This is a genomic window from Novosphingobium sp. BL-S-19 (assembly GCF_055521675.1).
On record NZ_CM145498.1, the window covers coordinates 3,169,428 to 3,196,421 of the forward strand.

General features: G+C 66.5%; 22 protein-coding genes. 9 read left to right on the forward strand and 13 right to left on the reverse strand.

Going from position 1 to position 26,994, the window contains the following annotated elements; all coding sequences use genetic code 11:
• Positions 1-28: 28 nt before the first annotated feature.
• Complete coding sequence (locus ACZ1JV_RS23240; RefSeq protein ID WP_465150707.1) at positions 29-1,183, reverse strand: LysR family transcriptional regulator; 1,155 nt, start codon at positions 1,181-1,183, stop codon at positions 29-31.
• 141 nt (positions 1,184-1,324) lie between these two features.
• Between ACZ1JV_RS23240 and ligK the strand changes: the two genes are divergently transcribed.
• Both ligK and ACZ1JV_RS23250 read left to right on the forward strand, forming a co-directional pair.
• Positions 1,325-1,999: a 4-carboxy-4-hydroxy-2-oxoadipate aldolase/oxaloacetate decarboxylase gene (gene ligK, locus ACZ1JV_RS23245; RefSeq protein ID WP_465137432.1), complete on the forward strand. Its 675-nt coding sequence runs from the start codon at positions 1,325-1,327 to the stop codon at positions 1,997-1,999.
• Positions 1,992-2,867 carry an amidohydrolase family protein gene (locus ACZ1JV_RS23250; RefSeq protein WP_465150708.1) on the forward strand — a complete coding sequence of 292 codons (876 nt, stop codon included), beginning with the start codon at positions 1,992-1,994 and terminating at the stop codon, positions 2,865-2,867. The genes ligK and ACZ1JV_RS23250 overlap by 8 nt, the downstream gene beginning before the upstream one ends.
• 1 nt (position 2,868) lies before the next feature.
• Here the strand turns inward: ACZ1JV_RS23250 and ACZ1JV_RS23255 are convergent, their stop codons facing one another.
• The 4 genes from ACZ1JV_RS23255 to ACZ1JV_RS23270 are packed head-to-tail and all read right to left on the reverse strand — an operon-like array spanning position 2,869 to position 7,605.
• On the reverse strand, positions 2,869-3,969 hold the full coding sequence (locus ACZ1JV_RS23255) for an ABC transporter permease (protein ID WP_465150709.1): 1,101 nt from the start codon (positions 3,967-3,969) through the stop codon (positions 2,869-2,871).
• Positions 3,966-5,096 carry an ABC transporter permease gene (locus ACZ1JV_RS23260; protein ID WP_465150710.1) on the reverse strand — a complete coding sequence of 377 codons (1,131 nt, stop codon included), beginning with the start codon at positions 5,094-5,096 and terminating at the stop codon, positions 3,966-3,968. Before ACZ1JV_RS23260 ends, ACZ1JV_RS23255 begins: the two co-directional genes overlap by 4 nt.
• Positions 5,096-6,109: an HlyD family secretion protein gene (locus tag ACZ1JV_RS23265; protein WP_465150711.1), complete on the reverse strand. Its 1,014-nt coding sequence runs from the start codon at positions 6,107-6,109 to the stop codon at positions 5,096-5,098. The genes ACZ1JV_RS23260 and ACZ1JV_RS23265 overlap by 1 nt, the downstream gene beginning before the upstream one ends.
• Positions 6,106-7,605, reverse strand: a complete 1,500-nt coding sequence (locus ACZ1JV_RS23270) for a TolC family protein (RefSeq protein WP_465150712.1) — start codon at positions 7,603-7,605, stop codon at positions 6,106-6,108. The genes ACZ1JV_RS23265 and ACZ1JV_RS23270 overlap by 4 nt, the downstream gene beginning before the upstream one ends.
• A 397-nt stretch (positions 7,606-8,002) precedes the next feature.
• Here ACZ1JV_RS23270 and ACZ1JV_RS23275 point away from each other — a divergent pair, with 397 nt between their 5' ends.
• From ACZ1JV_RS23275 to ACZ1JV_RS23290, 4 genes are read left to right on the forward strand one after another with little or no spacing between them, the layout of a single operon-like run.
• Complete coding sequence (locus tag ACZ1JV_RS23275) at positions 8,003-10,303, forward strand: Orn/Lys/Arg family decarboxylase (protein WP_465150713.1); 2,301 nt, start codon at positions 8,003-8,005, stop codon at positions 10,301-10,303.
• A 13-nt stretch (positions 10,304-10,316) separates the two neighbouring features.
• On the forward strand, positions 10,317-12,068 hold the full coding sequence (gene adiC / locus ACZ1JV_RS23280; protein ID WP_465150714.1) for an arginine/agmatine antiporter: 1,752 nt from the start codon (positions 10,317-10,319) through the stop codon (positions 12,066-12,068).
• A complete protein-coding gene (locus tag ACZ1JV_RS23285) occupies positions 11,993-12,349 on the forward strand; it encodes a GNAT family N-acetyltransferase (RefSeq protein ID WP_465150715.1) in 357 nt (118 codons plus the stop codon). The genes adiC and ACZ1JV_RS23285 overlap by 76 nt, the downstream gene beginning before the upstream one ends.
• A 15-nt stretch (positions 12,350-12,364) precedes the next feature.
• Complete coding sequence (locus ACZ1JV_RS23290; RefSeq protein ID WP_465150716.1) at positions 12,365-13,903, forward strand: DcaP family trimeric outer membrane transporter; 1,539 nt, start codon at positions 12,365-12,367, stop codon at positions 13,901-13,903.
• Between the two features lie 328 nt (positions 13,904-14,231).
• Here the strand turns inward: ACZ1JV_RS23290 and ACZ1JV_RS23295 are convergent, their stop codons facing one another.
• From ACZ1JV_RS23295 to ACZ1JV_RS23305, 3 genes are read right to left on the reverse strand one after another with little or no spacing between them, the layout of a single operon-like run.
• Positions 14,232-14,645: a ketosteroid isomerase-related protein gene (locus ACZ1JV_RS23295; protein WP_465150717.1), complete on the reverse strand. Its 414-nt coding sequence runs from the start codon at positions 14,643-14,645 to the stop codon at positions 14,232-14,234.
• Positions 14,642-15,475, reverse strand: a complete 834-nt coding sequence (gene fghA / locus ACZ1JV_RS23300; RefSeq protein ID WP_465150718.1) for an S-formylglutathione hydrolase — start codon at positions 15,473-15,475, stop codon at positions 14,642-14,644. The genes ACZ1JV_RS23295 and fghA overlap by 4 nt, the downstream gene beginning before the upstream one ends.
• On the reverse strand, positions 15,475-16,587 hold the full coding sequence (locus ACZ1JV_RS23305) for an S-(hydroxymethyl)glutathione dehydrogenase/class III alcohol dehydrogenase (RefSeq protein WP_465150719.1): 1,113 nt from the start codon (positions 16,585-16,587) through the stop codon (positions 15,475-15,477). Before ACZ1JV_RS23305 ends, fghA begins: the two co-directional genes overlap by 1 nt.
• A gap of 96 nt (positions 16,588-16,683) precedes the next feature.
• On the opposite strand from ACZ1JV_RS23305, the gene ACZ1JV_RS23310 reads away from it, so the two are divergent.
• Positions 16,684-17,571, forward strand: a complete 888-nt coding sequence (locus ACZ1JV_RS23310; protein WP_465150720.1) for a LysR substrate-binding domain-containing protein — start codon at positions 16,684-16,686, stop codon at positions 17,569-17,571.
• Between the two features lie 141 nt (positions 17,572-17,712).
• Here the strand turns inward: ACZ1JV_RS23310 and mdoH are convergent, their stop codons facing one another.
• The 4 genes from mdoH to ACZ1JV_RS23330 all read right to left on the reverse strand — a co-directional run bounded on the left by mdoH (position 17,713) and on the right by ACZ1JV_RS23330 (position 23,685).
• Positions 17,713-19,533, reverse strand: a complete 1,821-nt coding sequence (mdoH, locus tag ACZ1JV_RS23315) for a glucans biosynthesis glucosyltransferase MdoH (RefSeq protein WP_465150721.1) — start codon at positions 19,531-19,533, stop codon at positions 17,713-17,715.
• Positions 19,530-21,113, reverse strand: a complete 1,584-nt coding sequence (locus ACZ1JV_RS23320; RefSeq protein WP_465150722.1) for an OpgD/OpgG family glucan biosynthesis protein — start codon at positions 21,111-21,113, stop codon at positions 19,530-19,532. The genes mdoH and ACZ1JV_RS23320 overlap by 4 nt, the downstream gene beginning before the upstream one ends.
• 180 nt (positions 21,114-21,293) lie before the next feature.
• Positions 21,294-22,511, reverse strand: a complete 1,218-nt coding sequence (locus tag ACZ1JV_RS23325) for an efflux RND transporter periplasmic adaptor subunit (protein WP_465150723.1) — start codon at positions 22,509-22,511, stop codon at positions 21,294-21,296.
• Entirely contained in the window at positions 22,504-23,685 is a 1,182-nt protein-coding gene (locus ACZ1JV_RS23330; protein ID WP_465150724.1) for a TolC family protein, read from the reverse strand. The genes ACZ1JV_RS23325 and ACZ1JV_RS23330 overlap by 8 nt, the downstream gene beginning before the upstream one ends.
• Before the next feature lie 281 nt (positions 23,686-23,966).
• Here ACZ1JV_RS23330 and ACZ1JV_RS23335 point away from each other — a divergent pair, with 281 nt between their 5' ends.
• Both ACZ1JV_RS23335 and ACZ1JV_RS23340 read left to right on the forward strand, forming a co-directional pair.
• Positions 23,967-25,172 (forward strand): cytochrome P450, encoded by a 1,206-nt coding sequence (locus ACZ1JV_RS23335; protein ID WP_465150725.1) that lies wholly within the window; start codon positions 23,967-23,969, stop codon positions 25,170-25,172.
• A 14-nt stretch (positions 25,173-25,186) separates the two neighbouring features.
• On the forward strand, positions 25,187-25,498 hold the full coding sequence (locus tag ACZ1JV_RS23340; RefSeq protein WP_465150726.1) for a 2Fe-2S iron-sulfur cluster-binding protein: 312 nt from the start codon (positions 25,187-25,189) through the stop codon (positions 25,496-25,498).
• 321 nt (positions 25,499-25,819) lie between these two features.
• Here ACZ1JV_RS23340 and pobA read toward each other — a convergent pair whose 3' ends face one another.
• Positions 25,820-26,989 carry a 4-hydroxybenzoate 3-monooxygenase gene (gene pobA / locus ACZ1JV_RS23345; protein WP_465150727.1) on the reverse strand — a complete coding sequence of 390 codons (1,170 nt, stop codon included), beginning with the start codon at positions 26,987-26,989 and terminating at the stop codon, positions 25,820-25,822.
• Between the last annotated feature and the right edge of the window lie 5 nt (positions 26,990-26,994).

The window sequence follows — 26,994 nt, forward strand, 5'->3', positions numbered from 1 at the left end:
CTTAAGCTCCCAACATCAGCGGACGCCTCTAATCCCCCACCCGCTTCGCCGCCCACTCAAGGTCCGCGATAAATTCCGCCTGCACTTCGGTCGGGCGTAGCGATGAACGGGTGGTCATGCCGATCAGGCGGGTGAAGTTCTCCGGCAGGCGCGCCAGTTCGCAGAGCCAGCCGGCCTCCAGTTCCACCGTCACCTGATCGGGCGACAGCACTGTGAGGAAATCGCCGCCCATCATCACTTGGCGGATCATCATCACCGATCCCGATTCCACCGGCACCTTGGGATGCGGCAGGCCGTTCGCCTCGAAATAGCGTTCGAAGGAATCGCGCAGCGGCGTGCCTTTCGGCGGCAGCGTAAAGGGATAGCGCGCGAGGTCCGCCGGCGTGGGGTCGGTGCCTTCCAGCGGATGACCCTTGCGGCCATAGACGGCGGGGCGATCCTCGAACAGCGGGCGCTGGACGAGGTCCGGCTCCACCAGCGGATCGCGCAAGGCGCCGACCATCAGGTCCAGCACGCCGCCGCGCAAGGGCTCCACCAGTTCGGAGCGCGAGCCCTCCACGATCGTCAGCTTCACATGCGGCCGGCGGGCAAGGAAGCGCGCCACGGCGGCGGGCAGGATGCGCGCGCGGGAGAGCGGCATGGCGCCCACCGCGATATGCCGCGTCTCCACCCCGCGCAGCGCGGCGACTTCGGACAGGCCCGCCTCCAGCTCCACTTTGGCAAGGCGGAACTCGCGGGCGAGCTGGGTTCCCGCCTCCGTGGTGATGACGAACTTGCCCCGGCGCACCACCAGCGGGCGGCGCAGCGCCAGCGACAGGTCGTTGACCGCGCGGTGGATCGAGGGGAGCGACAGCCCGGTCTCCTGCCCTGCCCCGGCGTAGGAGCCCGTCTCCACCAGCGCCAGCAGCGCGCGCAGGCGCGACATGGTGACGTGGGGGCTGTTCACATGGCCCAGCGCGGCATCGATGCGGGGGGCGAGAATTTCTCCGGCCTTGGTCGGCACCATGCCGTCATGACGGCGCTCGAACAGCGGCAGGCCGATCTGCGACTCGAGGCGGGCCAACGCCTGTGTTATGGCTGGCTGACTGAGGTTCACAGCCAGGGCAGCGGCGTTGACCGTGCCCAATTCCGCGATTTTTGCGACAGCCCGCAAGTGCCGAAGGTTGAGACTCCAGATATCCATGGCAGGGTTATTAGCCAAATCCTATCACGTGTCCAAAGTTTCTCTTTCCCCTTGAACGGCCACAGGCCCAAGACATCGTCGCCCCATCCGGCCCAGACGATCCCCGCGCGCCGGAACCCAAAGATCGAAGGAGAGCAGATCATGAGTGGCATCGTCGTCCAGAACATCGAACGCGCCGATCCCGCAGTGATCGACGGCCTCGCCAAGTGCGGCGTCGCCACCGTCCACGAAGCACAGGGCCGCACCGGCCTTCTCGCCAGCTACATGCGCCCGATCTACGCCGGCGCCCGCATCGCCGGTTCGGCCGTGACCATCAGCTCGCCTCCGGGTGACAACTGGATGGTCCACGTCGCCATCGAACAACTGAAGGAAGGCGACGTGCTGCTGCTCGCCCCCACCAGCCCGTGCGAGGACGGCTACTTCGGCGACCTGCTGGCCACCAGCGCCATCGCCCGCGGTTGCCGCGGCCTCATCATCGATGCCGGCGTGCGCGACGTTCGCGACCTGACCGAGATGGAATTCCCCGTCTGGTCCAAGGCCGTCTGCGCGCAGGGCACCGTCAAGAACACCATCGGTTCGGTCAACGTCCCGGTCGTCTGCGCCAATGCCGCGGTGCGCCCGGGCGACGTGATCGTGGCGGACGATGACGGCGTGGTGGTAGTGCCGCGCGAAAAGGCTGCCGAAGTGCTCGCCGCAGCCCAAGCCCGCGAAGCCAACGAAGGCGAAAAGCGCGAGAAGCTGGCCGCCGGCGTGCTCGGCCTCGACATGTACAAGATGCGGGAGCGACTGGAGAAGGAAGGTCTGAAGTATGTCTGACCGGATCACCTCCTGGCACGCCAGCCCCAGCAAACCGCTCTACACGCCGCCCGCCGGCGCGGTAGACGCGCATTGCCACGTCTTCGGCCCGATGGCCGAGTTCCCGTTCAGCGCCAAGGCGAAGTACCTGCCCGAAGACGCCGGTCCGGACATGCTGTTCGCGCTGCGCGATCATCTGGGTTTTGCCCGCAACGTGATCGTGCAGGCCAGCTGCCACGGCACCGACAATGCGGCGACGCTGGACGCCATCGCCAAGTCGGACGGAAAAGCACGCGGTGTGGCCGTGGTCGATCCGGCGATCTCGGACGCGGACCTTGCCAAGCTGCATGAAGGCGGCATTCGCGGCATCCGCTTCAACTTCCTGAAGCGGCTTGTCGACGATGCGCCGAAGGACAAGTTCCTCGAAGTCGCCAGCCGCCTGCCCGAAGGCTGGCACGTGGTGATCTACTTCGAGGCGGATATCCTTGAGGAAATGCGTGCCTTCATCGCCGCGATCCCGGTGCCGGTCGTGATCGACCACATGGGCCGCCCGGACGTGACGCAGGGCCCGGACGGCGTGGACATGAAGGCGTTCCGCAGCTTGCTCGACAGCCGGGACGACATCTGGTTCAAGGCCACCTGCCCGGACCGCCTCGACCCGACGAATGACCCGTGGGACAAGTTCGCCGAAGCGGTGGCGCCGCTGGTGGCGGATTATCAGGACCGCGTGATCTGGGGCACCGACTGGCCGCACCCGAACATGCAGGACAACGTGCCCGACGACGGCCACCTCGTCGACATGATCCCCCGCATCGCGCCCACGGCGGAACTTCAGCGCAAGCTGCTCGTGACCAACCCGATGCGGCTTTACTGGCCGGAAGAACTCTGAGCTATTCGCCGCGCGGCGCACACAAGCGCCGCGCGGCGATCGCGCCGTAGATCGCGGCCAAAGCCGCAAGTCCGGCGAGATATCCCACGACATCGCGCAAGGGCGCACCCATCTCGTTCAGGCGCACAAAGGCCTGCGCGCCGCATGTCGCGGGCGACAAGTGCGCCAGCGCGGAAACCCAGCGCGGCATCGAGGATAGCGGCCAGGCCGCCCCCGCCAGAAAGAACAGCACGATCGAGGTGGGGATCAACACCTGAAGCGCGCGCTCGGCACTGTCGAACACGCTGCCCAGCATCAGGCCCAGCCCCGTCACCGCGAAGGCGAACAGCGGCACGGCCAGTGCCAGTCCGGCAAGGTTGCCCGCCCTCGGCACGTCCTGAAACCAGAAGATCCAGCCGAAGTAGAACGTCGCGCCGAAGCAGCCGATCAGCGCCAGCCCGCTCCATGTGCCCAGGAAGCCCGGCGCGGACCAGTGCCTCTCCCCCCGTTTGCGGCGGTCGGCGGCAAGCATGGCGGTGCCGAACAGCAGCGTCTGTTGCAGGATGATCGCCGCCACCGCCGGGAACACGTAATCGGCATAGCCCTCTCGCGTGTTGAACAGCGGGCGCTCCACCACTTCCACCGGCGCGCGCAAGTGCAGGCCCTGCGCCACGGGGCCCAGTTGCTCCATCGCCACCGCCATGATCGCCGCCTGCACGCCGCTGCCGATATCGCGCGCGCGGATCAGGTAGGTGCCGTTGACGAATATGCCGATGCCGCCGCCGGGCGCGCCGGTCAGCAGGCTGCGGGTAAAGCCTTTCGAGACGATCAGGATGCCATCCGCCTCACGGTGTCGCACCATGCGCTCCGCCTCGTCGGTGGACTGGACCTCCGCAACGATGCGGACTTCGCGGGTGTCGGACAGCTTGCGCGCCAGCGCGCGGGTGAGCGTGGAGTTCTCCTCATCCACCAGCACGACGGGCAATTGCGTGGCGGTCTGGTGGGCATAGGGCGCGGGGTAATAGAAGCCGTAGAGCACCACCGCGAGCACGATGATCGAGGCCAGCGCGAAAGTGGAAATGACCTCGCGGAACACGCCGAGGAATCCCTGCCCAAACGTCACGCTGCCACCTCCGGCCGCCGAAGCAGCAGCAGGACCAGCGCCAACGGCACCACGAGATAGAGCGACAGCACACCCAGTTGCGGCAGCGCGACCGAGAGCGGCGCGCCGAGGAACTGGTCCATCTGCAACCGCAGGTAGTGCGTGAAGGGCAGCGCCGCACTCCAGTTGCGGGCAAAACCGGAGCCGCCATCCAGCGGCAGCGTGCCACCCGAATAGGCCAGCGCCGATCCGGCATAGAGCGCGCTGGCGGAGAAGGCGAAGCTGGCCTTGCGCACGCCGATCACCAGCAGCAGCGAGATCGCCGCCGTGCCCGCGAACAGCAGGGCTTGCGCGAACAGGGTCAGCAGCAGGCTGCCATTCATCGTCCACCCGCGCACGCCGCAGAGCCAGATCAGCCAGACCGCCCCCCAGAACGTCAGCGCGGTGAGGTAGGGCGTCAGCTTGCCCAGCAGCGCCGCGAGCCCTCCCCTCGTTTCCCGCTTCCATGTGGCAAGCGATTTGCCCTGAAGCTCCCGCCCCATCGCCATCACCACCACGCAGGCGGTCAGGAGGTGCAGCACGGCGGGCTGTATCAGTGCCTGCAAGTACCATTCGAAGCTGGTCTGCGGGTTGAACAGCACGGTCGCCTGCACGGCGGGCGGCGTGATGCGGATCGCCGGCAGCCCGCGCGCGCGCAAGGCGTCCAGCCCCTTTTCCGCCAGCACCGCGCTCACCGCCGACTGAAGCGCAGATTCAGCGCTGCCGCCGATGGTGAGGAAGGAGGCGTTGTAGAAGATCTGGATCGCGGGGGTGTCGACGCGCGTGAGGCCCTTGTCGACGCCATCTGGGATCGCCAGAATCGCCCAGACCTGCCCGGCGCGCGCCAGCCTTTCCGCCTCCGCCATCGATGTGGGGCGCGCGGCGATGGTCACGGCGGGCGAGGCGGACACGGCGCGGACGATCGCGCGGCTGACGCTGCCGTTGCTCTGGTCCAGCACCGCCACCGGCAGTCCGCGCGGCACGGCGGCGATCAGCATGGCGGCGACTATCGTGATCGCGCAAGCCGGGAACAGCGTGAGCATGCCAAGATCCCAACGGTCGCGCGCCAGATGCGCAAGCTCACGCCGCAGGGCAGCGATGAAGCCCATTATTGGGGCCAGTCGAACAGCACGCTCATGCCCGGCCGCAGCCCCTCCACCGGCGCAGTGGGGCGCAGGCGGATTTCGAAACTGCGCACGTCGAAGCCGGAACTTTGCCGCGTCGCCCGCCATGTGGCGAAATCGCCTTGCGGGCTGATGTAGCTGACGCGGAACGAGGCAGTCTTGCCACCCAGCGCCGGCACCGTGCCCTTCATCACCTTGCCCTTGGCGAGGCCGTGGAACTGGTCTTCGCGCAAGTTCAGCGAGACCCACGGGTGGGCCACGTCGATGATCTGGAACACCGGCACGGCGGGGCCGACGATCTCGCCCGGCTCGGCCAGCTTGCGCGTCACTTCACCGTCGATGGGGGCGACAAGGCGCTTTTCGGTGGTCAGGGCATCGGCGATGGAAACGCCGCCCTGCGCCACCTGCACTTGCGCGGCGGCGGCGGCCTTTTCCTCCACCCGCGCACCGGACTGGGCCTTCAGATACTGAAGCTTCGCCGCTTCGGCCTGTTTCGCGCTGGCATCGCGGGCGGCATGGGCCTCGTCCCGGCGCTGGGCGGCGATCACACCTTCGGCATAGAGGCTGTCCGCCCGCCGCGCGGTAACGGCAGCCAGATCCGCGCCCGCTTGCGCCGCCTGCCACACCGCCTTCAGCGAAGCGACGTCTTCCTTGCGCAGCCCGTTGTCGGCCAGATCGCGCATGGCCTCCGCCCCTTTCAGCGCGCCTTCGGCCTGCTGTCTGCCGCCATCGATCTCCGGGCTGGAGAGCGTGGCCATCATGGTGCCCTTGCGGATCGGATCGCCCTCTTCCGCCAGCAGCGTATCCACCCGCGCCAGCGCCTTGGTGGCAACGTTCACTTCGTCCGCATCGACCATGCCCTGCAACTGTTCCGGCGCGGGCCTTGCCGCGACCCAGAGGCCCAGTGCCAGCACCACGCCCAGCAGCACCAGCCCGCCGACCAGCAGGCGGCTCTTCACGGGCGATGTGCGCGCCAGCTCGCCAGCGTCTTCGGTCATGGAGCGGTTATCCTGTCGGGGCGGAGGACATAGGCGGGAAAGTCGGTGCCGCGATTGCTGGCGACCAGCAAGGCACTGAGCGCAATCACATATTCGTAAGCCGTGGCGATCCGCTGCGTCTGCGCGACGGACAGCGCCGTGCGTGCGTCGATCAACTGGCTGGCGGTATCCTCCCCCTCGCGAAAGCCCACTTCGTGGACGCGCAGGTTCTCCTCAGCCGCCTTGATATTGCTGTCCAGCAGCAGGAATGACCGCCGCGCGGTTTCGACCAGATTGTACGCGCGGCTGGTCTCGATCTCGATGGTCTTCTTGGTGTCGTCCGCCGATTGCGCGGCGGAGCGCTGGCGGGCGCGGGCGGCGTCCAGCGTGTCCTTGCGGTCGATGTTGGAAAGCAGGGTGAAGCGCACGCCCACCCCCGCGATCCAGTCCGGGTCGATCGGGATCGCATCGCTGCGGTTGAAGTTGTACGATCCGAAAGCATAGGCCTGCGGCCGCATCCGCGACTTGGCTAGGTCCACGCCGGAATCGGCGAGATGTTCGGCGGCGGCGGCCACGCGCATCTGCGGCTGGCCTTCGGAGGTGGCGCTGGCGAGGAAGCCCGGCAGCGGTTCAAGCGGATTGCGGTTCACGAACAGCGGCGTCGTCGGCTGCACGCCCCCTGAAGCGTCGAGCAGACGGGCCAGCGTGTCCGCCGCGTTCGCCTGCTCCATCGTCGCGCGTTCGACCGCGCGCTGGGCGGCATCGCGCGCCACTTGCACTTCCAGCACGCGCGATCGCGGGATCACCCCTTCGCGGAACAGCGCCTGCGCGTTCGACAGATGCGTGTCGAAGGCATCGCGCGTCTGCGTGGCGGAGGTGAGCAGCGCGGCGGCCAGTTGCTGCCCGAAATAGGCCTGCACCAGCCGCACTTGCGACAGGTCCTGCGCGCCCGCCTGCTTGGCCCGCGCCAGTTCCGCGCCTGCCTCCGCGCCGTGCTGGATCGCCGGGATCGCCCCGCCCGAATAGAGCGGCATCACCGCCGTTACGTTCGGGCGGATCACCGTCTGGCGCGCGGTATAGTCCAGTTCGTCCGGGATCGCGGAGAGCAGCCCCGGTAGCGCCTGACTGACCCGGCCCGTCACCTGTTCGACGATGCCGGCGAACTCTGCCGGAAACTGGCCGGGCAGGCCGCTCAGGTACTCGTTGGCGGAATTGCTGAAGCTGTCCTTCTGGCCGGTGAGGTCGACCGACAGCGTCTTCTGATAGGTGATCACCGAGACCGAAGTGGAGACCAGCGGCCGGTTCAGCGCCTTCAGCGAATGGGCCATGGATTCGGCCGCCTTCACATCGTCCGACGCTGCACCGAGCGCCGAAGAGACCTGATCGAGCCGCCGCCGCGCTGCATCGAAACTGAGTGCAGCAGCATTGGGATAATTGGGATCAAAATTAACCGAAGCATCCTGCCCAACAGCACCCGCTCCATCCGCGTTCTGCGCATGTAGTTCGGAAGGGTTCATCGCCAGAAGCGAAAGTAGTCCTGCCCCAACAATGACGGTTCGATTACGAATTCCCGAGGCGACCATCCTATTCCACCGGAGAATGTTCTAGGCAATGGTTTGCACATTTCCCCTTGAACCGAAAGACATTTCGTTCAATGTTCCGCCGGTGGTTGGGGGAACCGAATCGCGAAGTATCGCGAACGCATGGAGGTGCCCGACTTTGACACGTCTCCGAACAGATGGACTTCAATAGGCAATCGCTACTTGGCGAATGCACGATGACGTTTTCACACAATACTGTTTAAATTCTTCGATCCGGAGGGTGTCGAGCGCGCCTTGTCGTGCCCGTGCATCGTAATCGTTCGCCCTCATCATTCCCGAAGGCCCGGATCGCAAGATTGAGGAGCCCAATCCAATGGTATCACGTTCGAGCCTGAGGCTGGCCATGCGCGCGCTGCTGGTGCGCGAGGATTTCGAGGATGTTTCCGCCCCCGGCCGCGCGCTGACCGCGCTGGTGGAGGAACTGGACCGCCGCGAGATCGAGGTGATCGTCTCGGACCATGTGGAGGATGCGGTGGCCGTCGTCTCCACCGATCCCTCGATCCAGTGCCTGCTGCTCGACTGGGACCTGGGCACCGATGAAAACCATGCGGAGGCGCACCGCGTGCTGGACGCCATGCGCGAATTCAATGCCGATGTGCCGATCTTCCTGCTGGCCGACCGCTCGGCCGCATCGGTAATCCCGGTGGACGCGATGACCAAGGCGGACGATTTCGTCTGGCTGCTGGAAGACACCACCGATTTCATCGGCGGCCGCATCCGCGCCGCGATCGAGCGCTATCGCTCCACCGTGCTGCCGCCGATGTTCGGCGCGCTGGTGAAGTTCGCGCAGACGTACGAATATTCCTGGCACACCCCCGGCCATACCGGCGGCACCGCCTTCCTCACCTCCCCCGCCGGCCGCGCCTTCTTCGAATTCTTCGGGGAAAGCCTGTTCCGGTCGGACCTGTCGATCTCGGTCGGCGATCTCGGCTCGCTGCTCGACCACTCAGGGCCGATCGGCGCGGGTGAACGTTATGCGGCGGGCGTCTTCGGGGCGGACCGCACCTATTACGTCACCAACGGTTCCTCCACATCGAACCGCGTGATCCTGATGGCCTCGGTCACCCGCGATCAGGTGGCGCTGTGCGACCGCAACTGCCACAAGTCGGTCGAGCACGCGATGACGCTTTCGGGCGCGATCCCGTGCTACCTGATGCCCAAGCGCAATGCGCTGGGCATCATCGGCCCGATCCCGCCCGAGCATCTGACGCCCGCGCACCTCCGCCTGCTGGTGGCCGACAATCCGCTGGCACCGGAGGGGGCCAAGCCCGTCCACGCGGTGATCACCAATTCGACTTACGACGGCCTCTGCTACAACGTCGCCCGTGTCGAGGAACTGCTGGGCGACACTGTGGACCGCCTGCATTTCGACGAGGCGTGGTACGGCTATGCCCGCTTCAACCCGATCTACCGCGAACGCTTCGGCATGCACGGCGATCCGGAAACGCGCGACAAGTCGAAGCCATCGGTCTTCGCCACGCAATCGACGCACAAGCTGCTCGCCGCACTGTCGCAAGCCTCGATGATCCACGTGCGCGACGGCCGCAATCCGATCGATCATGCCCGCTTCAACGAGGCGTTCATGATGCATGCCTCCACCTCGCCCTGCTATCCGATCATCGCGTCCAACGATGTATCTGCAGCGATGATGGACTCTTCGGGCGAGCATCTGACCGATGTGTCGATCCGCGAGGCGGTGGCTTTCCGCCAGATGATCGCCCGCCTCAATGCCGAAAGCGCGGACGACAACGCCTGGTTCTTCGACATCTGGCAGCCCGACGAAGTGCATGACGCGCGCGGCCGTACGGTGCCGTTCCACGAATGCGATCCCGAGCATCTGGCCACCGATCCCACCTGCTGGCAGCTGGTGCCCAACGCCGAATGGCATGGCTTCGGCGATATCGAGCCGGGCTATTGCATGCTCGATCCGATCAAGGTTTCGGTGCTGACGCCCGGCATGGACCCGGACGGTTCGCTGCGTGCCGTTGGCATTCCGGCCAGCATCCTGACCGCCTACCTCGGTGCTCGGGGGATCGTGGTGGAGAAGACCACGGACTTCACCGTGCTGTTCCTGTTCTCGCTGGGCGTGACCAAGGGCAAGTGGGGCACGCTGGTCAACGCCCTGCTGGACTTCCGCCAGGACTACGACGCCAACGTCTCGCTGGAACGCACGATCCCTTCGCTCGTGGCCGACTATCCGGAGCGTTATTCCGGCATGGGCCTGCGCGAACTGGCGGACCTGATGTTCGCGGCAATGGGTGACCTCAAGACCACCGCCACCATGTCCGAAGCCTTCGGCATCCTGCCCACCCCCGACATGAGCCCGGTTTCCGCCTACGAGGAACTGGTGCGCGGCAATATCGAGAAGGTGACGCTGGACGGCCTGGCCGGGCGCACGCTGGCCACCGGCATCGTGCCCTATCCGCCGGGTATTCCGCTGCTGATGCCGGGCGAGAACGCCGGCCCCGCCAAGGGCGCGCTGATCGGTTACTTGCGCGCGCTGGAGCATTTCGACCTGCGCTTCCCCGGGTTCGGCCACGATACCCACGGGGTGGAGGCGGAGGACGGCGTCTACAACGTCCTGGTGGTCAAGAACTCAGCCAAGAAGTCGTAAAGGGAGACCGGTGATGGCAACAGCAGCGGCCGACGACAGCGGCAAGATCGGACTCGTTCCCGCCACCTTGATGGTGGCGGGCAACATGATGGGATCGGGCGTGTTCATGCTGCCCGCCAACCTTTCGGCCATCGGCTCCATCGCGCTGATCGGCTGGCTTCTGACCGTGGTGGGCGCCGTTGCGCTGGCGCTGGTTTTCGCCAAGCTGTCCGCCATCGATCCGGCGGCAGGCGGGCCCTACGCCTATGCCCGCAAGGCCTATGGCGACTACATGGGGTACCAGACCAACCTGATCTACTGGCTGGCCAACGTGGTCGGCAACGTGGCGCTGGCCGTCGCGGGGCTGGGCTATCTCTCGCACTTCTTCCCGGCGCTGAAGATCCCGATCGTCATGGCCTTCGGATCGATCGCGATCATCTGGTTCTTCGCCTATGCCAATATCCTCGGCCCCAAGGTCGTCGGGCGGCTCCAGAGCTTCACCACGGTGTTCGCGCTGGTGCCGATCTTCGGCATGGCGCTGTTCGGCTGGTTCTGGTTCAAGCCGGAGATCTTCTCGTCCGCCTGGAACGTCTCGGGCCAGTCCAGCCCGAACGCGGTGATGGCCACGCTGACTTTCACGCTCTGGGCCTTCATCGGCGTGGAGAGTGCCTCGGTTTCGGCCGGCGTCGTCGCCAACCCCTCCCGCAACGTGCCGATCGCGACCGTGGGCGGTGTGGTGCTGGCTTCGGTGGCCTATGTGCTCAGTTCCTCGGTGATCATGGGCATGATCCCCAACAAGGAACTGATCGCCTCCTCCGCGCCGTTCGCGGACGCAGCGCGCCTTGCCCTCGGCGACTTTGCCGGCAGCACCGTGGCGCTCTGCGCGGCGGTGGGCTGCCTCGGCTCGCTGGCGGGATGGACCCTGCTGGTCGGCCAGTCGGCCAAGGCGGCGGCGGACGACGGGCTGTTCCCCGGCATTTTCGCCAAAGTGAACAAGCGCGGCGTGCCCTCGCTCGGCCTGGTGATCGTGGCCGTCATCATGAGCGTGCAAGTGCTCGCCACGATGTCGCCCACGGCCAGCCAGCAATTCGGCAAGATCGCCTCGATCGCCGTCATCATGACACTGCTGCCCTACATTTACTCCTGCATCGCGATTAAGGTGCTGGGCTACGGCAAGATGCCGCACGGCCAATACACCTTCTTCGTAGCGGCGGGCCTTGCCGGTGCGGTCTACTGCATGATCGCGCTGGTCGGTTCGGATGGCGAGCAGACGCGCTGGTCGCTGATCTTCGTGATCGCCACCATCGTGTTCTATTCCGCCTCCATCACCCGCAAGCGCGATCTTGAGGAGAAGCACATCCACCCCGGCGGCGTGGCCCCGGTCTGGGTGCGCTACCTGGCGCTCGTCGTCACTGTCGTTGCCCTGATCGTGATGTTCTGGCTATCGGTCGGCCGGCACAACGATCTCGACCTCCACTCGCGCGAACAGGCGCCGGCGGAGGCCGGGGAGACCGCGCAGCAGATGGCGCCGTCTGGTACGAACTGGGGGCAGGCGCGAACTAAAGGAACGGCAAGACGATGCACTGGCGGGAAATGCGCGAAGACGACGTGGCTCACGTGGCGGACGTGGCGGACATCGTCCACCTCGATTACCCCGAGAACGCGCAAGTCTTCGCCGCCTGCTTCCGGCATTACCCTTCCGGCTGCCACGTGCTGGAAGGGGATGACGGAAAGGTTGCCGGCTACCTCGTCTCCCACCCCGGCCGGCAGGATCGGCCGCCGGTGATAGACACGCCGATGGCCGGCCTTGCCGAACCGTTCGACTGCTATTTCCTGCACGACCTCGCCCTTGGCGCCTCCACGCGCGGGCGGGGTTTTGCGGGCGAGGCGGTGCGGATCGCGGTGGACGAGGCCAAGGCGCGCGGGCTTTCCCGCGTGGTGCTGATCGCCGTTGGGGACGCCCACGGCTTCTGGGAAAAGCAGGGCTTCGGCCTGCTCGGCGACGGGCTGCTCGATCCCGCCAAGGGCTACGGCCCCGAAGCGAGGATGCTCGTGCGCCCTGTCTGATGAAGGGGGTAATGCATGATCCACTCTTCCGGCCGGAGCCTTGCTCTGGCCTGCGCGGCAGTCTCTGCGACCGCCGCCCTGCCTGCAAAGGCGCAGGATAACGCGCAGGACGTCGCCGCACTGCGCGGCGAAGTGGCCGACCTCAGGGCCACGGTAGAGGCGCTGAAGGCCGAGATTGCGGCGATGAAGCAAACGGGCACGTCCCCGGCGCAAGCTGCCCCTGCGGCAGTCTCCGCACCCGCCGCCGCAGCCACCGCTCCCGGCACCATCACCGCATCCGACCGCACGCCCGCCGCCCCGCTCGAAACACCGCCCGCACCACCGGCCCATCTCGACAGTGCGCAAGTCGCCAGCGCCGCCAACAACCTTGGCGTCACTGCCTCCCCCCTGCCGGGCCGCGACACCATTGGCGACCGCATTACCGGCGCCTCGCGCCCCAACAACCAGAGCCCGCCGAACGACCCCGACCTCAAGGGCTTCATCCCGATCCCCGGCACCGAAACCGCCGTGCGCATCGGCGGCTTCGCCAAAGTGGACCTGATCTACGATCCGAAGACCGCCGGCGGCGACCGGGACGAGTTCGCCGTCCCCGAAATCCCCTTCGACACGCACGGCCGCAACCGCGCCGACGTCAGCGCCCGCGCCACCCGCTTCAGTCTGGAAGTGCGCCGCCCGTCCGCACTGGGCAACCTGCGTTTCTATGTCGAGAACGACTTCTACGGCGACGGATCCAGCTATCAGTTCCACCTCAACCATGCCTATGGGCAGGTGGGCAATACCTACGGCGGCTTCGGCTATTCGGCGCTGGTCGATGCCGATGCCCTGCCCGATACGCTGGACAACTGGGGCCCCGGCGGCGCGGTGTTCCTGCGCACGGCATCGGTGCGCCAGTCGTTCAAGGTGGCCACCAACACCCACCTCACGCTCTCGCTGGAGCAGCCCGATTCCGACCTGACGCTGGCCGACAACCAGAGCACGGCGGAAACCATTCCCGATGTGGTGCTGGTCGCCCGGTACGAGGATGCCAAGGGCCACCTGCAGCTGGGCGGCGTGGTCCGCCGCATCGGCTACCGCGTATCGGACCCGGCCGAGGGTGAGCGCAACGGCGCGGACGCCACCGGCTTCGCGCTTTCCGCCTCCGGCTCGCTCACGACTTTCGGGCAGGATTCGATCGCGCTGGGCGGCACCTGGGGCAAAGGCGCGACGCACTACGTCAACGACATCAATGGCTACGGCCTCGACGCCGCGCTGCGTGCCGACGGGTCGCTACGGCTGATCGAACACATCGGCGGCTTCGGTGCCTATACGCATTACTGGACGGACAAAGTGCGCTCCAACTTCGTGTTCGGCGCGCTCGGCATCCGCGACGGTGGGTTGTTGGCAGCGGATGACTTCTCCAGCAGCGAATACGGCGCGGCGAACGTGATCTGGGCGCCGGCTACCTCGTTCTCGGTGGGGCTGGAAGGCCTGTGGGGCCGGCTGGAGCGACAGGACGGTTCCTCGCGCAATGCGAGCCGAATCCAGGCGTCAATCAAGTACGATTTCGTGCGGTAGAGGGTACCCAGATCCTCCCCTGTAAGGGGAGGTGGCAGCCCGTCAGGGCTGACGGAGGGGTGTAACCGGCCCAGTCGCGCGCGACCGAGAGCATATCACCCCTCCACCACCCTTCGGGCGGTCCCCCTCCCCTTGCAGGGGAGGAGTTGGGTGCCAGTTCGGCAAACCCTCATTCGCCAAAACAAACGCGTCATCCCCGCGAAGGCGGGGATCCCGCTTCCTTCTTCCTTCGCGCCACCGTCGCAAAGAAAAGCGGGGCCCCCGCCTTCGCGGGGGCGACGGGTTCTGCTTGAAAAGAGCCCTTCAAAATCGCCTTGGTTTACAGCGCTCACCCCCGCTCCACTTGCGCGATCCAGTCGGCAAGGTTGTAGTGGTTCGAAACCCGCGCGATCAGCCCTTGATCGACATCGAAGAACGCCCCCACCCGCAAGGCATAGGCCTGCCCCGAAGCCGCCGGCAGTCCATCGTCCGTCTCGATATATTCGCCGGTCAGCCGGAACTCGGCCGAGGCATGCGAACCATCCGGCGTGGCCAGCACGACCGGCTCGTGCACATGTTCGCGATAGCAGCGGTTCATATGCGCGATGAACTCGGCAAAGGCCGCCTTGCCATGACGCGGCTGCCCCTGACTAGGTTCGTGGACGACATTCTCCGCCAACAACGCCAGCATCGCCTCCGCGTCGCGGCGATTGAATGCGTCGTAGTAGTTCGCGATCAGGGCGATGCTGTCGTGTGCGCTCATGCCTTCAGCCTCTCCGCATGCCAGCCCACATGGTCCGCCATGAAGCTGGAGATGAAGTAGTAGGAGTGGTCGTAACCCTCCTGCATCCGGATCGTCGCAGGTTGACCGGCCTTGGCGCAAGCCTCTTCCAGCAGATGCGTCTTGAGCTGGCCTTCGAGGAAGCCGTCCGCCGTGCCCTGATCCACCAGCAGGTCCGGCAGGCGCGCGCCGTCCTCGATCAGCGCGCAGGCGTCGTACTCACGCCATGCCGAGCGGTCCGCACCGATGTAGCCCGTCAGTGCCTTCTCGCCCCAGGGGCAGTTCAGCGGCGATACGATCGGCGCAAAGGCGCTGACCGAGCGGAACCGGCTGGGATCGCGCAGCGCGATCGTCAGCGCGCCGTGGCCGCCCATCGAGTGGCCGGTAATGCCCTGCCGCGCCATGTCGGCGGGGAAGTGCTCGGCGATCACGGCGGGAAGCTCGGTCTCGATGTAGGAGCGCATGCGGAAGTTCGCACTCCACGGTTCCTGCGTCGCATCGACGTAGAAGCCCGCGCCCTTGCCGAAGTCGTAGCCTTCGTCGTCCGGCACATCGTCGCCGCGCGGGCTTGTATCCGGCGCGACGAAGATCACGCCATGCTCGGCGCAGGCGCGGCGGAACTCACCCTTTTCGGTGACATTGGCGTGGGTGCAGGTCAGGCCCGAGAGATACCACAGCACCGGCAGCTTCGTGCCCGGAGCATGATCCGGCACGAAGACCGAAAAGGTCATCGGTGTGCCGGTTTCGGCGGAGGCGTGGGTGTAGACACCCTGCACCCCGCCGAAAGCCCGGTTGGTGGAGACCGTCTCCATCAGTAGACGACGACCGAACGGATCGACTTGCCCTCATGCATCAGGTCGAACGCAGTGTTGATCTCTTCCAGACCCATGACGTGGGTGATCATCGGGTCGATCTCGATCTTGCCGGTCATGTACATGTCGACGATCTTCGGCACATCGGTACGGCCCTTGGCGCCGCCGAACGCGGTGCCGCGCCAGTTGCGGCCCGTCACGAGCTGGAACGGGCGCGTCTCGATGGTCTTGCCCGCTTCGGCCACGCCGATGATGATCGAGGTGCCCCAGCCGCGATGGCAGGCTTCCAGAGCGGTACGCATCACTTCGGTATTGCCGGTGGCGTCGAAAGTATAGTCCGCGCCGCCGTCAGTCATCAGCACGATCTTCGCCACGATGTCCTCGCGGCTCATGCCCTTGGTGTTGAGGAAGTCGGTCATGCCGAAGCGGCGGCCCCATTCCTCACGGTCCGGGTTGATGTCCACGCCGATGATCTTGTTCGCCCCGGCAAGGCGCGCGCCCTGGATCACGTTGAGGCCGATGCCGCCGAGGCCGAAGACCACCACGTTGTCACCCACTTGCACCTTGGCAGTGTTGATGACCGCGCCGACGCCGGTGGTGACGCCGCAACCGATGTAGCACGAGGACTGGAACGGCGCGTCTTCACGGATCTTGGCGACGGCGATCTCGGGCAGAACGGTGAAGTTCGAGAAGGTCGAGCAGCCCATGTAGTGGTAGATCGGCTGGCCCTTGTAGGAAAAGCGCGTGGTGCCGTCCGGCATCAGGCCCTTGCCCTGCGTGGCGCGGATCGCGGTGCAGAGGTTGGTCTTGCCCGAAAGGCACGACTTACACTGGCGGCATTCCGGGGTGTAGAGCGGGATCACATGGTCGCCCGGCACCACCGAGGTGACGCCCGCGCCCACTTCGCGCACGATGCCCGCGCCTTCGTGGCCGAGCACCGAAGGGAAGATGCCTTCGCTGTCGAAACCGTCCAGCGTGTAGGCATCGGTGTGGCAGATGCCGGTGGCCATGATCTCGACCAGGACTTCGCCCGCCTTGGGGCCTTCAAGATCGAGTTCGACGATTTCGAGCGGCTTCTTCGCCTCGAAGGCAACGGCGGCGCGGGTCTTCATTGGGTATGCTCCTTGAACTGCTGGCGCGCTTTGTAGGACCGGCGAGTTCTGTGATAAAGCGCCCGTTCTGAAAAGTATTATCACCATATGGGGAAAATGATGCTCGGCCAGTGGGACGGGATCGAGGAGTTCGTGATGGTGGCGCGCCACGGCAGCTTCACGCTGGCAGCAGAGGCCTATGGGGCCAGCGTCACACATATGAGCCGGGCGCTGGCGCGACTGGAAACGCGGCTGCAGGTCCAGCTGATGCTGCGCACGACGCGGACCCTGCGGCTGACGGAAACCGGCCAGATCTTCCTCGAAACCTGCCGCCGCCTGATCGAGGAACGGGACGAGGCGATTGCCGCCATCACCTCGCAAGGCGAGCCGCGCGGACACTTGCGCGTTACCTGTTCCTACGCGCTCGGCGAGAAGTTCGTGGCGCCGCTGGTGCGCGAACTGTCGCAGGCCTATCCGGCGATTTCGGTCACGCTGGACCTCGACAACGCGCTCGTGGACCTGATCGCGGCGGGGTACGATCTGGCGATCCGCACCGGACATCTCGACGATAGCCGGCTGGTGGCGACGCGCGTGGCGAGCCGCGCGCTGGTGACGCTGGCCTCGCCCGCGTACCTGGACGCGCATGGGCGGCCGCAGGATCTGGCGGACCTTCGGCACCACGAATGCCTCGTCGGTTCGGCAGCGCAGTGGCATTTCATCGGGGGCAAGACCTTCCGCCCGCAAGGCCGCTGGCGCTGCAACAGCGGCAATGCCCTGCTGGAAGCTGCGCTGGCGGGCATGGGCCTATGCCAATTGCCCGCCTTCTACCTTGGCGACCACGTCGCGGCGGGACGGCTGGAGCCGGTTCTGGCGGAACTGGCGCCGGAAGAGGAGCCGATCTGGGCGGTCTATCCGCAGCGCCGGCATCTCTCACCCAAAGTCGGCGCGCTGGTGGCACATCTGCGCGCCGCACTGCCCGCGCGGCTGGCGGAGGCGAGCGCCTAGGCCCAACATCCTCCAGCAACACTCCGTCGCCCCCGCGTAAGCGGGGGCCCCGCTAACCTTTTCGCTACACCGCAAGAAAAAGCGGGGTCCCCGCCTACGCGGGGACGAAGAGTTTAGGTCAGGGTGCGTAAGTCAGCCAGCTCACCCAATCGCCAGCGGAGCGTCGTCGGCCTCGTCGTCGTTGAGCAGACGGTGCTCGTCAGCGGCAACGATCGTCGGCGCGGGCACGGTGAAGAAGCCGCCCGCCTCTGCCTGCGAACCCACGGTCGCGCGTGAGGTCAGGCTGATCAGCCAGGGCGAGGCAAGCAAGCCCAGCGTCAGCGGCGAAAGCCACAGCGCCGTCATCGGATCGATGAACACCGTCGCGGCGAAGGCCAGACCCAGCGCGATGTGTTCCTTCAGGTCCGGCAGAACCTCCCGCACGCCAATGCGCCGGGCGTCGCGGTCTTGCGTGTTCCAGTGCACGGGAATGCCCAGCGCCAGCCCGAACAGCGCCTTCACCTGCATGACCATGGTCACCGGCGCCAGCAGGATGGCCAGCGGCACCTCCAGCGCGACCGAACGCAACGCGCCGCCCCAGCCGCCGAACGCGCGGCGGCGGGTCTGGTCGGCCAGCACCCAGAGCGTACCCATCGCCTTGGGGCCGAACAGCAGCAGCACGGTCAGCCCCAAAACGCTTGGCGGGGTCGCCCCCACGAAGCCCTGTCCGCCCCGCGCCATGGCCGCCTGCGCGATCGCGGTGATCAACAGCAGCAGCCAGCCCGGCGAGGTCAGATAGGCCGAGGCACCGATCAGCAAATGCAGGCGGCTGGTCCAGTGCAGGCCCGATGCATCGAGCAGGCGCAAATGCTGGAGATTGCCCTGCATCCAGCGCCGGTCGCGGATCGCGTGATCGACGATGGTGGGCGGAAATTCCTCATAGCTGCCGTCGATCATCACCATGTGGACGGCCCAGCCCCGGCGCCGCAGCAGCGCGGATTCGAACATGTCGTGGCTGAGGATGTGCCCGCCGAACGGCGGCTTGCCCGGCAGTTCGGGCAGACCGCAGGACTCGGCAAAGGCACGCGTGCGCACGATGGCGTTGTGGCCCCAGAAGTTCGCCTCCGCGCCCGACCACCAGAGCAGTCCAGCCGAAGCAATCGGCCCGTAAGCCTCGCTGGCGAAACGCATCCAGCGCTGGAACAGCGTCTGCGCATTGATGATCATCGGTACGGTCTGGAGCAGGCCGATGGAGGGACGTTCCTCCATGATTGCCGCCATGCCGATGATGGCATCGCCGCTCATCAGCGAGTCGGCGTCAAGGATCAGCATGTTCTCGTAAGCCGCGCCGAAGCGCTGCACCCATTCGGCGATGTTGCCAGGCTTGCGCGCGATGTTCTTCTCACGCCGGCGGTAATAGACGTTGATCGGCGCTTCGGCGGCCACTTCGCGCCAGGCCGCTTCCTCGCGCTTGCCGTGGAAGGCGTTGGAATCGCTGAGCACGAAGAAGTCGATCCACTCGGCGCCGCCCGACGCCGCGATGGATGCAGCCATAGCGCGCACGCGGCCGAAGGTGGCTTCCACGCTCTCGTTGTAGACCGGCATCAGCACCGCAGTGCGATGGCGCAGCGAAGAGGCCGGGCTGGGCACGGCGGTAAAGCCGGGGTGCTTGCCGGTGATCAGCTGCAGAAAACCGATTGCCGAGGTGACGAAGCCGAACGAGATCCACGCGAACAGCGGCACGAAGAACAGCAGCAGCACCACATCCAGCACGCTCAGTCCATCGCGGGACAATGCGAAGCGCACCTCGCTCGACGCGGCCAGCGCGATCACGGCGGTGACCACCAGCAGCAGCAGGCGCTTCACCTGCATCCCGTGGGGGCTGGTGCGCACGGCGATGGAGCCGGGCGCGATGCCGTAAAGGTCCTGCACCGGCATCGCCAGCGGCGCTTCCGGCGGAAGCGGGGAAAGCTTGCGATTCATGCCTGCACTCCCTGAATCACGGTCTCACTAAGCGCCTGTCCTCCGCGAGATAGGTAGACCCTGACTTCGGGAGACGGCATGGCCGATGGGCGCAAGTCCAGCGTGACGCGCCAGCGGTTCTGCTCGCCCACCACCGGATAGGCGGCCGATGCCACCACGGCAGCGGCGGGCAGCCCGGTCACGGCGGTAACGCCGCTGTCGCGGGTCAGCCCCTTCAGCGCGGGGCCTTCGAAATCGAACACGAACTTGCGCGCGTCCTTCGGGACATTGCTGTCCCCCGGCTTGCCCGCCGCGCCCTGCCACGAATCGACGCAGCGGGCGGAGGCGGTCTGGCTGGGATCGTCGGACGTCCAGGTCAGCTTGTAGGCCAGATCGCGCCGCTGCCCGGCCTTGGCCGCCTCGTCCGAAAGCCAGAAGGCCGCGATATTGTCGACCGTCTCGGTATTGGTGGTCATCTGATAGAGCATGACGGCGCCCTTGCCCCAATCTCCCTGCGGCTCCACCCAGAGCGAGGGGCGACGGTCGTAGAACGCCCCGTCGTCCTGATAGTGATCGAAGCGCTGATCGCGCTGCAACAGGCCGAAGCCCTTCACACCGTCCGCCCGCATGGCGTTGGTGCGGGTGAGATGCGGATTGCTCAGCGGCACCCACATCCGCTCACCATTGCCGGCGTGGATGGCAAGACCGTCGGAATCGTGGATTTCCGGGCGCCAGTCACCGCGCTTGGCGGGGTCGGACTGGTCGTACCAGAACATGCTGGTGATCGGCGCCAAGCCCAGCCGCTCGACATCGCGGCGCAGGAACAGGCTGGCGCGCACGTCCTGGGTGACGGCCTGCTTGCCGCCTGAAACACCGTGCGTGCAGTCGAACGCATAAGCGCCGGTCACGCTAGGCCCATCAAGGGCGGCGTGGATGCGCACCCGTTCCGGCCCCAGCTTCTCTATCCAGAACTCTGTGAAGGCAGGAAATTCCTCTGCCTTGGGCATGGCCGTGTCGATCGAGACACCGCGCGCCGAAAGCCCGTATTGATCGCGCGAACCGGATGCGCGGAAGTAGGACGCACCCAGAAACGCCAGCCAGTCCGAATGCTGGTCGGCCGTCATCACCCGAAAACCCGCCGGATCGGCGCGGTTGTTGCCGACGAAGAAACCCCTCGTGTCGATCAGCTGGCGGGCTGCGCCATTTTCGACGAGGTGGATCTTCACGGCCTGCGGCGCGACGCCGCGGCTGGTGGGGAACAGGCGCACATCGCCGGCCAGCGACTGCGCGTTGCCGTAAGTCAGCTTCACCGCCGTGTCGAAGTCTGCCGCAGCATGGGCAGAGGCCGCCGGTGCCGCCCACGGACGCGCCGCCGCACTCTGGGCATTGTTGACCAGATTATCCCAAGAAAATGGCTGCGAAGGTCCGAAATTCGGCCCGAGATTTGGGGCGCGGCCCGCTGCCACCGCAGCTTCCGCCAGACGCGGAATCGCGAAAATCCCGGCTATCGAGGCCAGCATGGCCGAAAATTCGCGGCGGCCTAGTGCGGAGCCGCGCTCGGCAGCGACCGGGTTGCCCGTCTGCGGGCCCGTTTCCCTCATGTTGCTTCGTGTCATGGGCTCTATACGCACCGGCGATCGCAAAGTTGCGCTGCAGTGCGTCGTAAGGGTCCTTCTTCCAGTTCAATCCGATTCCGGACGCGCGGCCCGAATGTCGGAGACATTATGCAAATGCGAATGAACGGGCCATGACCGGCTGGTGCCGACGTGGTCCGTAGGGTTTCATGGCTTCTGCGGCTGGTTGCGCCATCCAACGATGACTTCGGCACCGGGCCGAAGGTCGTTGGCGAAGACTTCCGTGCGCTTGCCGTCGCCAGCGCCGGCCGAAACATAGACGCGGCGCGGCTCTCCGTCGCCCGAGACGAGATAGATGCGCGGCTGATTGCGACCAGTCGAGTTGCCCCCCGGACGAGCCTCACCATTGCCGGCCCCCGGGCTACCCGGCTCGAAAGTCAGCGCCGCGTCTGGCACCAGCAGCACGTTTTTCCGTTCCGGCAGAGCCACTTCCACTGTCGCCCCCATGCCCGGGCGGATCGCCTCGGTGGGGTTTTCCAGCGTGAAGACAGCGCGGCGCGATCCGGGCGCGTCGGCGCGGTCGGTCAGGATGCGGGCCAGCGTGGCCTGCTGCGCTTCGTCCGGCATGGCATCCAGCCGCACTTGCGCCACGGTGCCTGCCTCCAGCCCGGCATTGCCTGCACGGGCCAGCGGAATCTCGATCTCCAGCGTCTCGCCGCTGGCGGCCAGTGTGAACAGCTTCATGCCCACGCGCACGCGCTGCCCGGTGCGGATATTGCGTTCGACCACATAGCCGGCAAAGGGCGCGGTCACCACGGCGGCGGCCAGTTTCTCGCTGTCCGCCTTCAGGCTGCTGCGCGCGGCTGAAACCCGCGCCTGCGCGGCGGCAACTTCGCGCGAGGTGCGTTCCGCTGCGGCGCGTGCGGCTTCCAGTTCGTTGATCGCGGGCACGCGGTGGCCGGACCGGCGCCACACATCCTCGAACCGGGCAAGCTTCGCCGTCGCCTCATCCCGCGCGCCGCGTGCGGCAGCAAGATCCGCCTCGGCCGCGGCCACCAGTGCGCGGTCGGCAGTAAGTGTGCTGCGCAGCGGTTCGGCATCGATGGTGGCAAGGACCTGACCCTTCTCCACTTTGCCGCCCGCCGGAACGCCCTCCGCCGTCACGGTGCCGTCCAGCGCGGCGGCCAGCGCCACTTCGCCGCTGCCATGCACCGTGCCGCGTTCGGACAGCAGCGGGGTAATGCTCCCCTGCTCCACCAGCGCGGTGTAGTAGGGCGTATCGCTGCCGCCCAGAAAGCGCACCAGCAGCAGGATCAGCGCCACCACCGCAGCCGCCAGCAGGGCGATGCGCAAGAGGTGCGTGCGCCCGCGCCGGGCGCCGAAACCCAGAAAACTGTCGAGGGCGACCTCATCGCTCTCAGTCACAGCTGGCATCTCCCGCCGCTGGCGCAAGGTCGGCGGCCGACCAGCCATCGCCGCGCTGGAGATGCAGGCGGATCATGCCCGACGCGCGTTCGGCACGCAGGCCCAGCCGCGCTTCCTCGACCGAAAGCGCCGATGCCTCCGACACATAGAGCGTCGCGAAATCGCCCATGCCGGCGCGATAGGCGGAGCGCGCATCCTGCACCGCCCGGCGCGAACGTTCCGCACTCTGCGCCAGCGCCGGTTCGCGCGTATCGAGCGCGACGAGCGCCTGACGCGTGCGGCCGATCTCTGCCCGCGCGTCCAGTTCGGCCTTGTCCAGTTCGGTCAGACCTTCGCGTAGCAGTGGCGGCGTGGCCGGATCCGCCGGTTTCGCCTCCGCCGCATCGATATCGGCCTGGGTCATCTTCTCCTGCTCGATCCGGGCCAGCAGGCGATAGCGCAGCGCCAGCAGGTCCGCCCGGTGAAGCGGCCCCTCATCGGCAACGCCCGGTGGATCGCGGCCCAGATCCGGCACGTCGCCGGTCTCACCCAGCAGGGAAAGCAGGGCGGCGTCTTCCATCCCGGTCATGCGCGCCAGTTCGGCGCGCGCGCGATCGAAACGGGCGCGCGTCGCGGCCAGATCGGCATCGGCGACGCCGGCCATGCTGCTGCCGATGCCGCCGTCTATCGCCGTGACGAGCCCGGCCTGACGGCGGAATTCGGCAATCGCGGCATTGTCGCGGAACTGGTCCAGCCGCTCGGTACGCAGGACCAGCACTTTCTGCAGCCGCCGCACTTCGACATAGGCCAGCGCCACGGTGGCCGCGCGGTCGGCGCGGGCCTGAGCATAGGCATAGGAGTCCGCCCGCAGCGCTGCCGCGCGCGAGAGCCCCTGATCGGCGCCCACCAGCTTGCGCATCTTTCCGGTCAGGCGGCGATCGGCGGAGGCATCTTCCTGCATCTGCGCATTCAACCGCGCGGCGCGGCAAGCCAGATCGTGGTCGGCGGCAATGCCGCGCGCGATCAGATCGGCCAGCAGCGGGTCGCTGGCATTCTTCCACCAATCGCCGTCAGCAGGCGCCTCTACCGCAGGCTCCGGCGCGGCCGGCAGTTGCGCGGCCGGCGCTTCCTGGCCCGTGCACGCCGCAAGCGCGCACGACAGGGCTAAGGAAACGGCCAGGGGCAGGCGCCTCAAGTTCGATGCTCCAACATTTCGCACGCGCGCAGCGATAGCAGCAAAGTCCCGAGAGGCAATCATACTGCGCGTGCGAAGGCCACAAGTTCTTGCAGCCGGGGACAAAAACGGATCACCGGCGCAGGCATGACGGTACCACCGATGCCACCCGCACAAGCCGATTTGCCGCTGGCTAACTTTTGATCCATTGCGTATCATATCCTCTGATCGGCGCCCCGGAGACGGGCGCGTGCAAGTACAAACGCACGGGGAGAAGTAGGGTTGTCGGAAGGAGAGCGGCCATGAACGCCGAAATCGCACCCGGACTGGCCGATAGTGCCAAAACGTGCCCTTACGCAGGGCGGGATGACCGCAAGAGCGCCCGCATTGCCGAGGCAAACCTGACCCCGCAGGCCGGTTCGCGCGTGGTCGGCTCGTTCGCCATGGGGCGCGACGTCCTGCGATCGCCCAAGGTAAAGCAGGCCGGCGCCCATGCCGAAGACACCGACATCGCCAACCCGGACGAAGTCTCCTTCTTCTTCCTCGACGGCGATCTGCACCGCAAGCGCCGCGCCGCCGTGGCCGGGCTGTTCGCGCCCAAGACCATCGTCACCCGCCATCAGGCGGTGATGCACCGCACGATGGACGAACTCGTCGCCCGGCTGCGCGAAGGCAAGCCGCTGCCGCTGGACGAACTGAGCTTCCAGATGGCGGTGGACGTTACGGCGGAAATCGTCGGCCTGACGAACAGCGACAGCAATCGCAACCTCGCAAAGCGGGTGAAGGCCGTGCTGGACAGTTCGCTGGAGCGCCGCCCCGGCCGGCTGGGCAACCTGATCTTCAATGCCAAGATGCTGCTGCGCGTCGGCAAGTTCTACCGCAAGGACATGGTTCCGGCGATCGAGGCACGCCGCAAGCAACCGCGCGAGGACGTGATCTCGTTCATGGTGGGCGAGAATTACTCGCGCAAGGGCATGATCATGGAATGCCTCAGCTACGGCGGGGCCGGGATGATGACCACGCGCGAATTCATCGTCATGGCCGCCTGGCACCTGTTCGACAAACCGGACCTACGCGAACGCTACCTGTCGGGCAGCGAGGCGGATCAATCCGCGATACTGGAGGAAATCCTGCGGCTGGAGCCGGTCGCTTCGATGCTCCATCGCCGCGCGGTGGAGGATCAGCCGGGGATGATGGCGGAAGGCGAAGTGGTCTGCATCTCCATCCGGGAGGCCAATGTCGATGAAGCGATCACCGGCCCCTGTCCCTTCGAGCTCGATCCTGACCGGGCGAAGCGGATGAAAGTCGTCGGGCCCTACATGAGTTTCGGCGACGGCCCGCACCGCTGCCCCGGCGCGCAAGTGGCGCTGCATGAGACGCGCATCTTCCTGGACCGGATGTTCCGCCTGCCCGGCATCCGCCTGGTTTCGGAGCCTCGGATAATCTGGAACAGCTTCATCCAGGGCTACGAACTGCGCGGCGCGCTCGTCGCCTGCGATCCGGCCTGACGCTTATGGTGTGTGTGAGGTTCATCGACGCCGGGGGGACCGTGCGCGAAATCGAGGCGAGCGCGGGCATGTCCTTGATGGAGAACGCCGTCGCGCAAGGGATCGAGGCTATCGAGGCGGTCTGCGGGGGGAACTGCTATTGCGGCACGTGCCGCGTGCATCTGACGCCCGAGTGGTTCGAACGGCTGGGGGCACTGGGGGACTACGAAGGGCCGGTGATCGAGGCATCAGGCGACGAGCATCCGCGTGTGCGGCTTTCGTGCCAGCTTCAGGTGACGGAGGCGTTTGAGGGGCTGGTTGTGGAAACGCCTGCTTCGCAGAGTTGATACGTTGCGGGTTTAGCCCGCCCGGCCTCACGCATCCCTCGTCATTGCGAGCGCAGCGAAGCAATCCAGAGCGGCGTGGTGCTGCCCTGGATTGCTTCGCTGCGCTCGCAATGACGAGGAAGGTTTGGGTTGCCGAAACAACCGATCCACCACTGCCTGCCCCCTTTTCGTCATCCCCGCGAAGGCGGGGATCCCGCTTCCTTCGCGCAACGTCGCAGAAGAAAAGCGGGGCCCCCGCCTGCGCGGGGGCGACGAGCGTTAGGTGTGAGCGTAGAGCATGGTCTTCAGAACCGGGACGCTACCGCGTCAAAACCGGCCCCCTTAAACCGGCAGCCCCACATAATTCTCGGCAATCACCCGCCGCGCGTGCTCGCTCGACGCGATGTAGTCCAGCTCGGCCAGCTGCATCCGGCGCTCGAACGCCCCGTCTTCGGGGAAGCGGTGCATCAGCTTGGTCAGCGACCAGCTGAAACGCTCAGCTGCCCAGACGCGGCGCAGGGCCTTGGTCGAATAGGCCGGAATCGCGTCGTTATCAGCGTTCCTGAAGAAGCCGGTCAGCGCTTCGTGGGCGTAGTAGACGTCGCTGGCGGCGAGGTTCAGGCCCTTGGCGCCGGTGGGCGGCACGATGTGCGCGGCATCACCGCAGAGCAGCAGGCTGCCATGGCGCATCGGTTCGAACACGAAGGAGCGCAGCGGCGCGATCGACTTCTCGATAGAAGGCCCGCGCGTAATGTTGGCGGCGGCATCGGGGCCGAGGCGGATCGCCAGTTCGTCCCAGATCCGGTCGTCGCTCCAGTCTTCCAGCTTCTCGGTCAGCGGCACGTCGATGTAGTAGCGGCTGCGCGTGTGGCTGCGCTGCGAGGCGAGCGCGAAGCCGCGTTCGTGGTGCGCGTAGATCAGTTCGTGATTGCACGGCGGCACATCGGCAAGGATGCCCAGCCAGCCGAAGGGATAGACGCGTTCGAAGGTCTGGCCGACGCTGGCGGGGATCGCCTGACGCGAGGGGCCGTGGAAGCCATCGCAGCCGACGATGAAGCGTGCGTCGATGCGGTGCTCGGCGCCGTCCTTGGTATAGGTGACGTAGGGCGCGTCGCTTTCGATGTCATGCAGGGCAACGTCGGCGGCCTGATAAATCACTTCAAGACCGCGTGCCTCGCTCGCTTCCATCAGGTCGCGCGTCAGTTCGGTCTGGCCGTAGACCATGACCTGCTTGCCGGTCAGCGCCTTGATGTCGATGCGGATCAGGCGTTCGCCGTCGGCAAGATTGAAGCCATCGTGCGGCAGCCCCTCTTCCTTCATGCGGGCATCGAGGCCCAGCCGCTCCATCAGCGCGACGGTGCCCTGTTCCAGCACGCCGGCGCGGATGCGCGAGAGGACGTAGTCACCGGTCTGGCGTTCGAGGACGACGCAGTCGATCCCGTCGGCACGCAGCATGTGGCCGAGAAGCAGGCCGGCAGGGCCTGCGCCGATGATGGCGACTTGGGTACGCATAGATC

Coding starts and splice junctions, on each gene's coding strand:
- ACZ1JV_RS23240 (WP_465150707.1), bottom strand. CDS start 1,183: ATGGATATCTGGAGTCTCAACCTTCGGCACTTGCGGGCTGTCGCAAAA.
- ligK (WP_465137432.1), top strand. CDS start 1,325: ATGAGTGGCATCGTCGTCCAGAACATCGAACGCGCCGATCCCGCAGTG.
- ACZ1JV_RS23250 (WP_465150708.1), top strand. CDS start 1,992: ATGTCTGACCGGATCACCTCCTGGCACGCCAGCCCCAGCAAACCGCTC.
- ACZ1JV_RS23260 (WP_465150710.1), bottom strand. CDS start 5,096: ATGGGCTTCATCGCTGCCCTGCGGCGTGAGCTTGCGCATCTGGCGCGC.
- ACZ1JV_RS23265 (WP_465150711.1), bottom strand. CDS start 6,109: ATGACCGAAGACGCTGGCGAGCTGGCGCGCACATCGCCCGTGAAGAGC.
- ACZ1JV_RS23270 (WP_465150712.1), bottom strand. CDS start 7,605: ATGAACCCTTCCGAACTACATGCGCAGAACGCGGATGGAGCGGGTGCT.
- ACZ1JV_RS23275 (WP_465150713.1), top strand. CDS start 8,003: ATGGTATCACGTTCGAGCCTGAGGCTGGCCATGCGCGCGCTGCTGGTG.
- adiC (WP_465150714.1), top strand. CDS start 10,317: ATGGCAACAGCAGCGGCCGACGACAGCGGCAAGATCGGACTCGTTCCC.
- ACZ1JV_RS23290 (WP_465150716.1), top strand. CDS start 12,365: ATGATCCACTCTTCCGGCCGGAGCCTTGCTCTGGCCTGCGCGGCAGTC.
- ACZ1JV_RS23295 (WP_465150717.1), bottom strand. CDS start 14,645: ATGAGCGCACACGACAGCATCGCCCTGATCGCGAACTACTACGACGCA.
- fghA (WP_465150718.1), bottom strand. CDS start 15,475: ATGGAGACGGTCTCCACCAACCGGGCTTTCGGCGGGGTGCAGGGTGTC.
- ACZ1JV_RS23305 (WP_465150719.1), bottom strand. CDS start 16,587: ATGAAGACCCGCGCCGCCGTTGCCTTCGAGGCGAAGAAGCCGCTCGAA.
- ACZ1JV_RS23310 (WP_465150720.1), top strand. CDS start 16,684: ATGATGCTCGGCCAGTGGGACGGGATCGAGGAGTTCGTGATGGTGGCG.
- mdoH (WP_465150721.1), bottom strand. CDS start 19,533: ATGAATCGCAAGCTTTCCCCGCTTCCGCCGGAAGCGCCGCTGGCGATG.
- ACZ1JV_RS23320 (WP_465150722.1), bottom strand. CDS start 21,113: ATGAGGGAAACGGGCCCGCAGACGGGCAACCCGGTCGCTGCCGAGCGC.
- ACZ1JV_RS23335 (WP_465150725.1), top strand. CDS start 23,967: ATGAACGCCGAAATCGCACCCGGACTGGCCGATAGTGCCAAAACGTGC.
- pobA (WP_465150727.1), bottom strand. CDS start 26,989: ATGCGTACCCAAGTCGCCATCATCGGCGCAGGCCCTGCCGGCCTGCTT.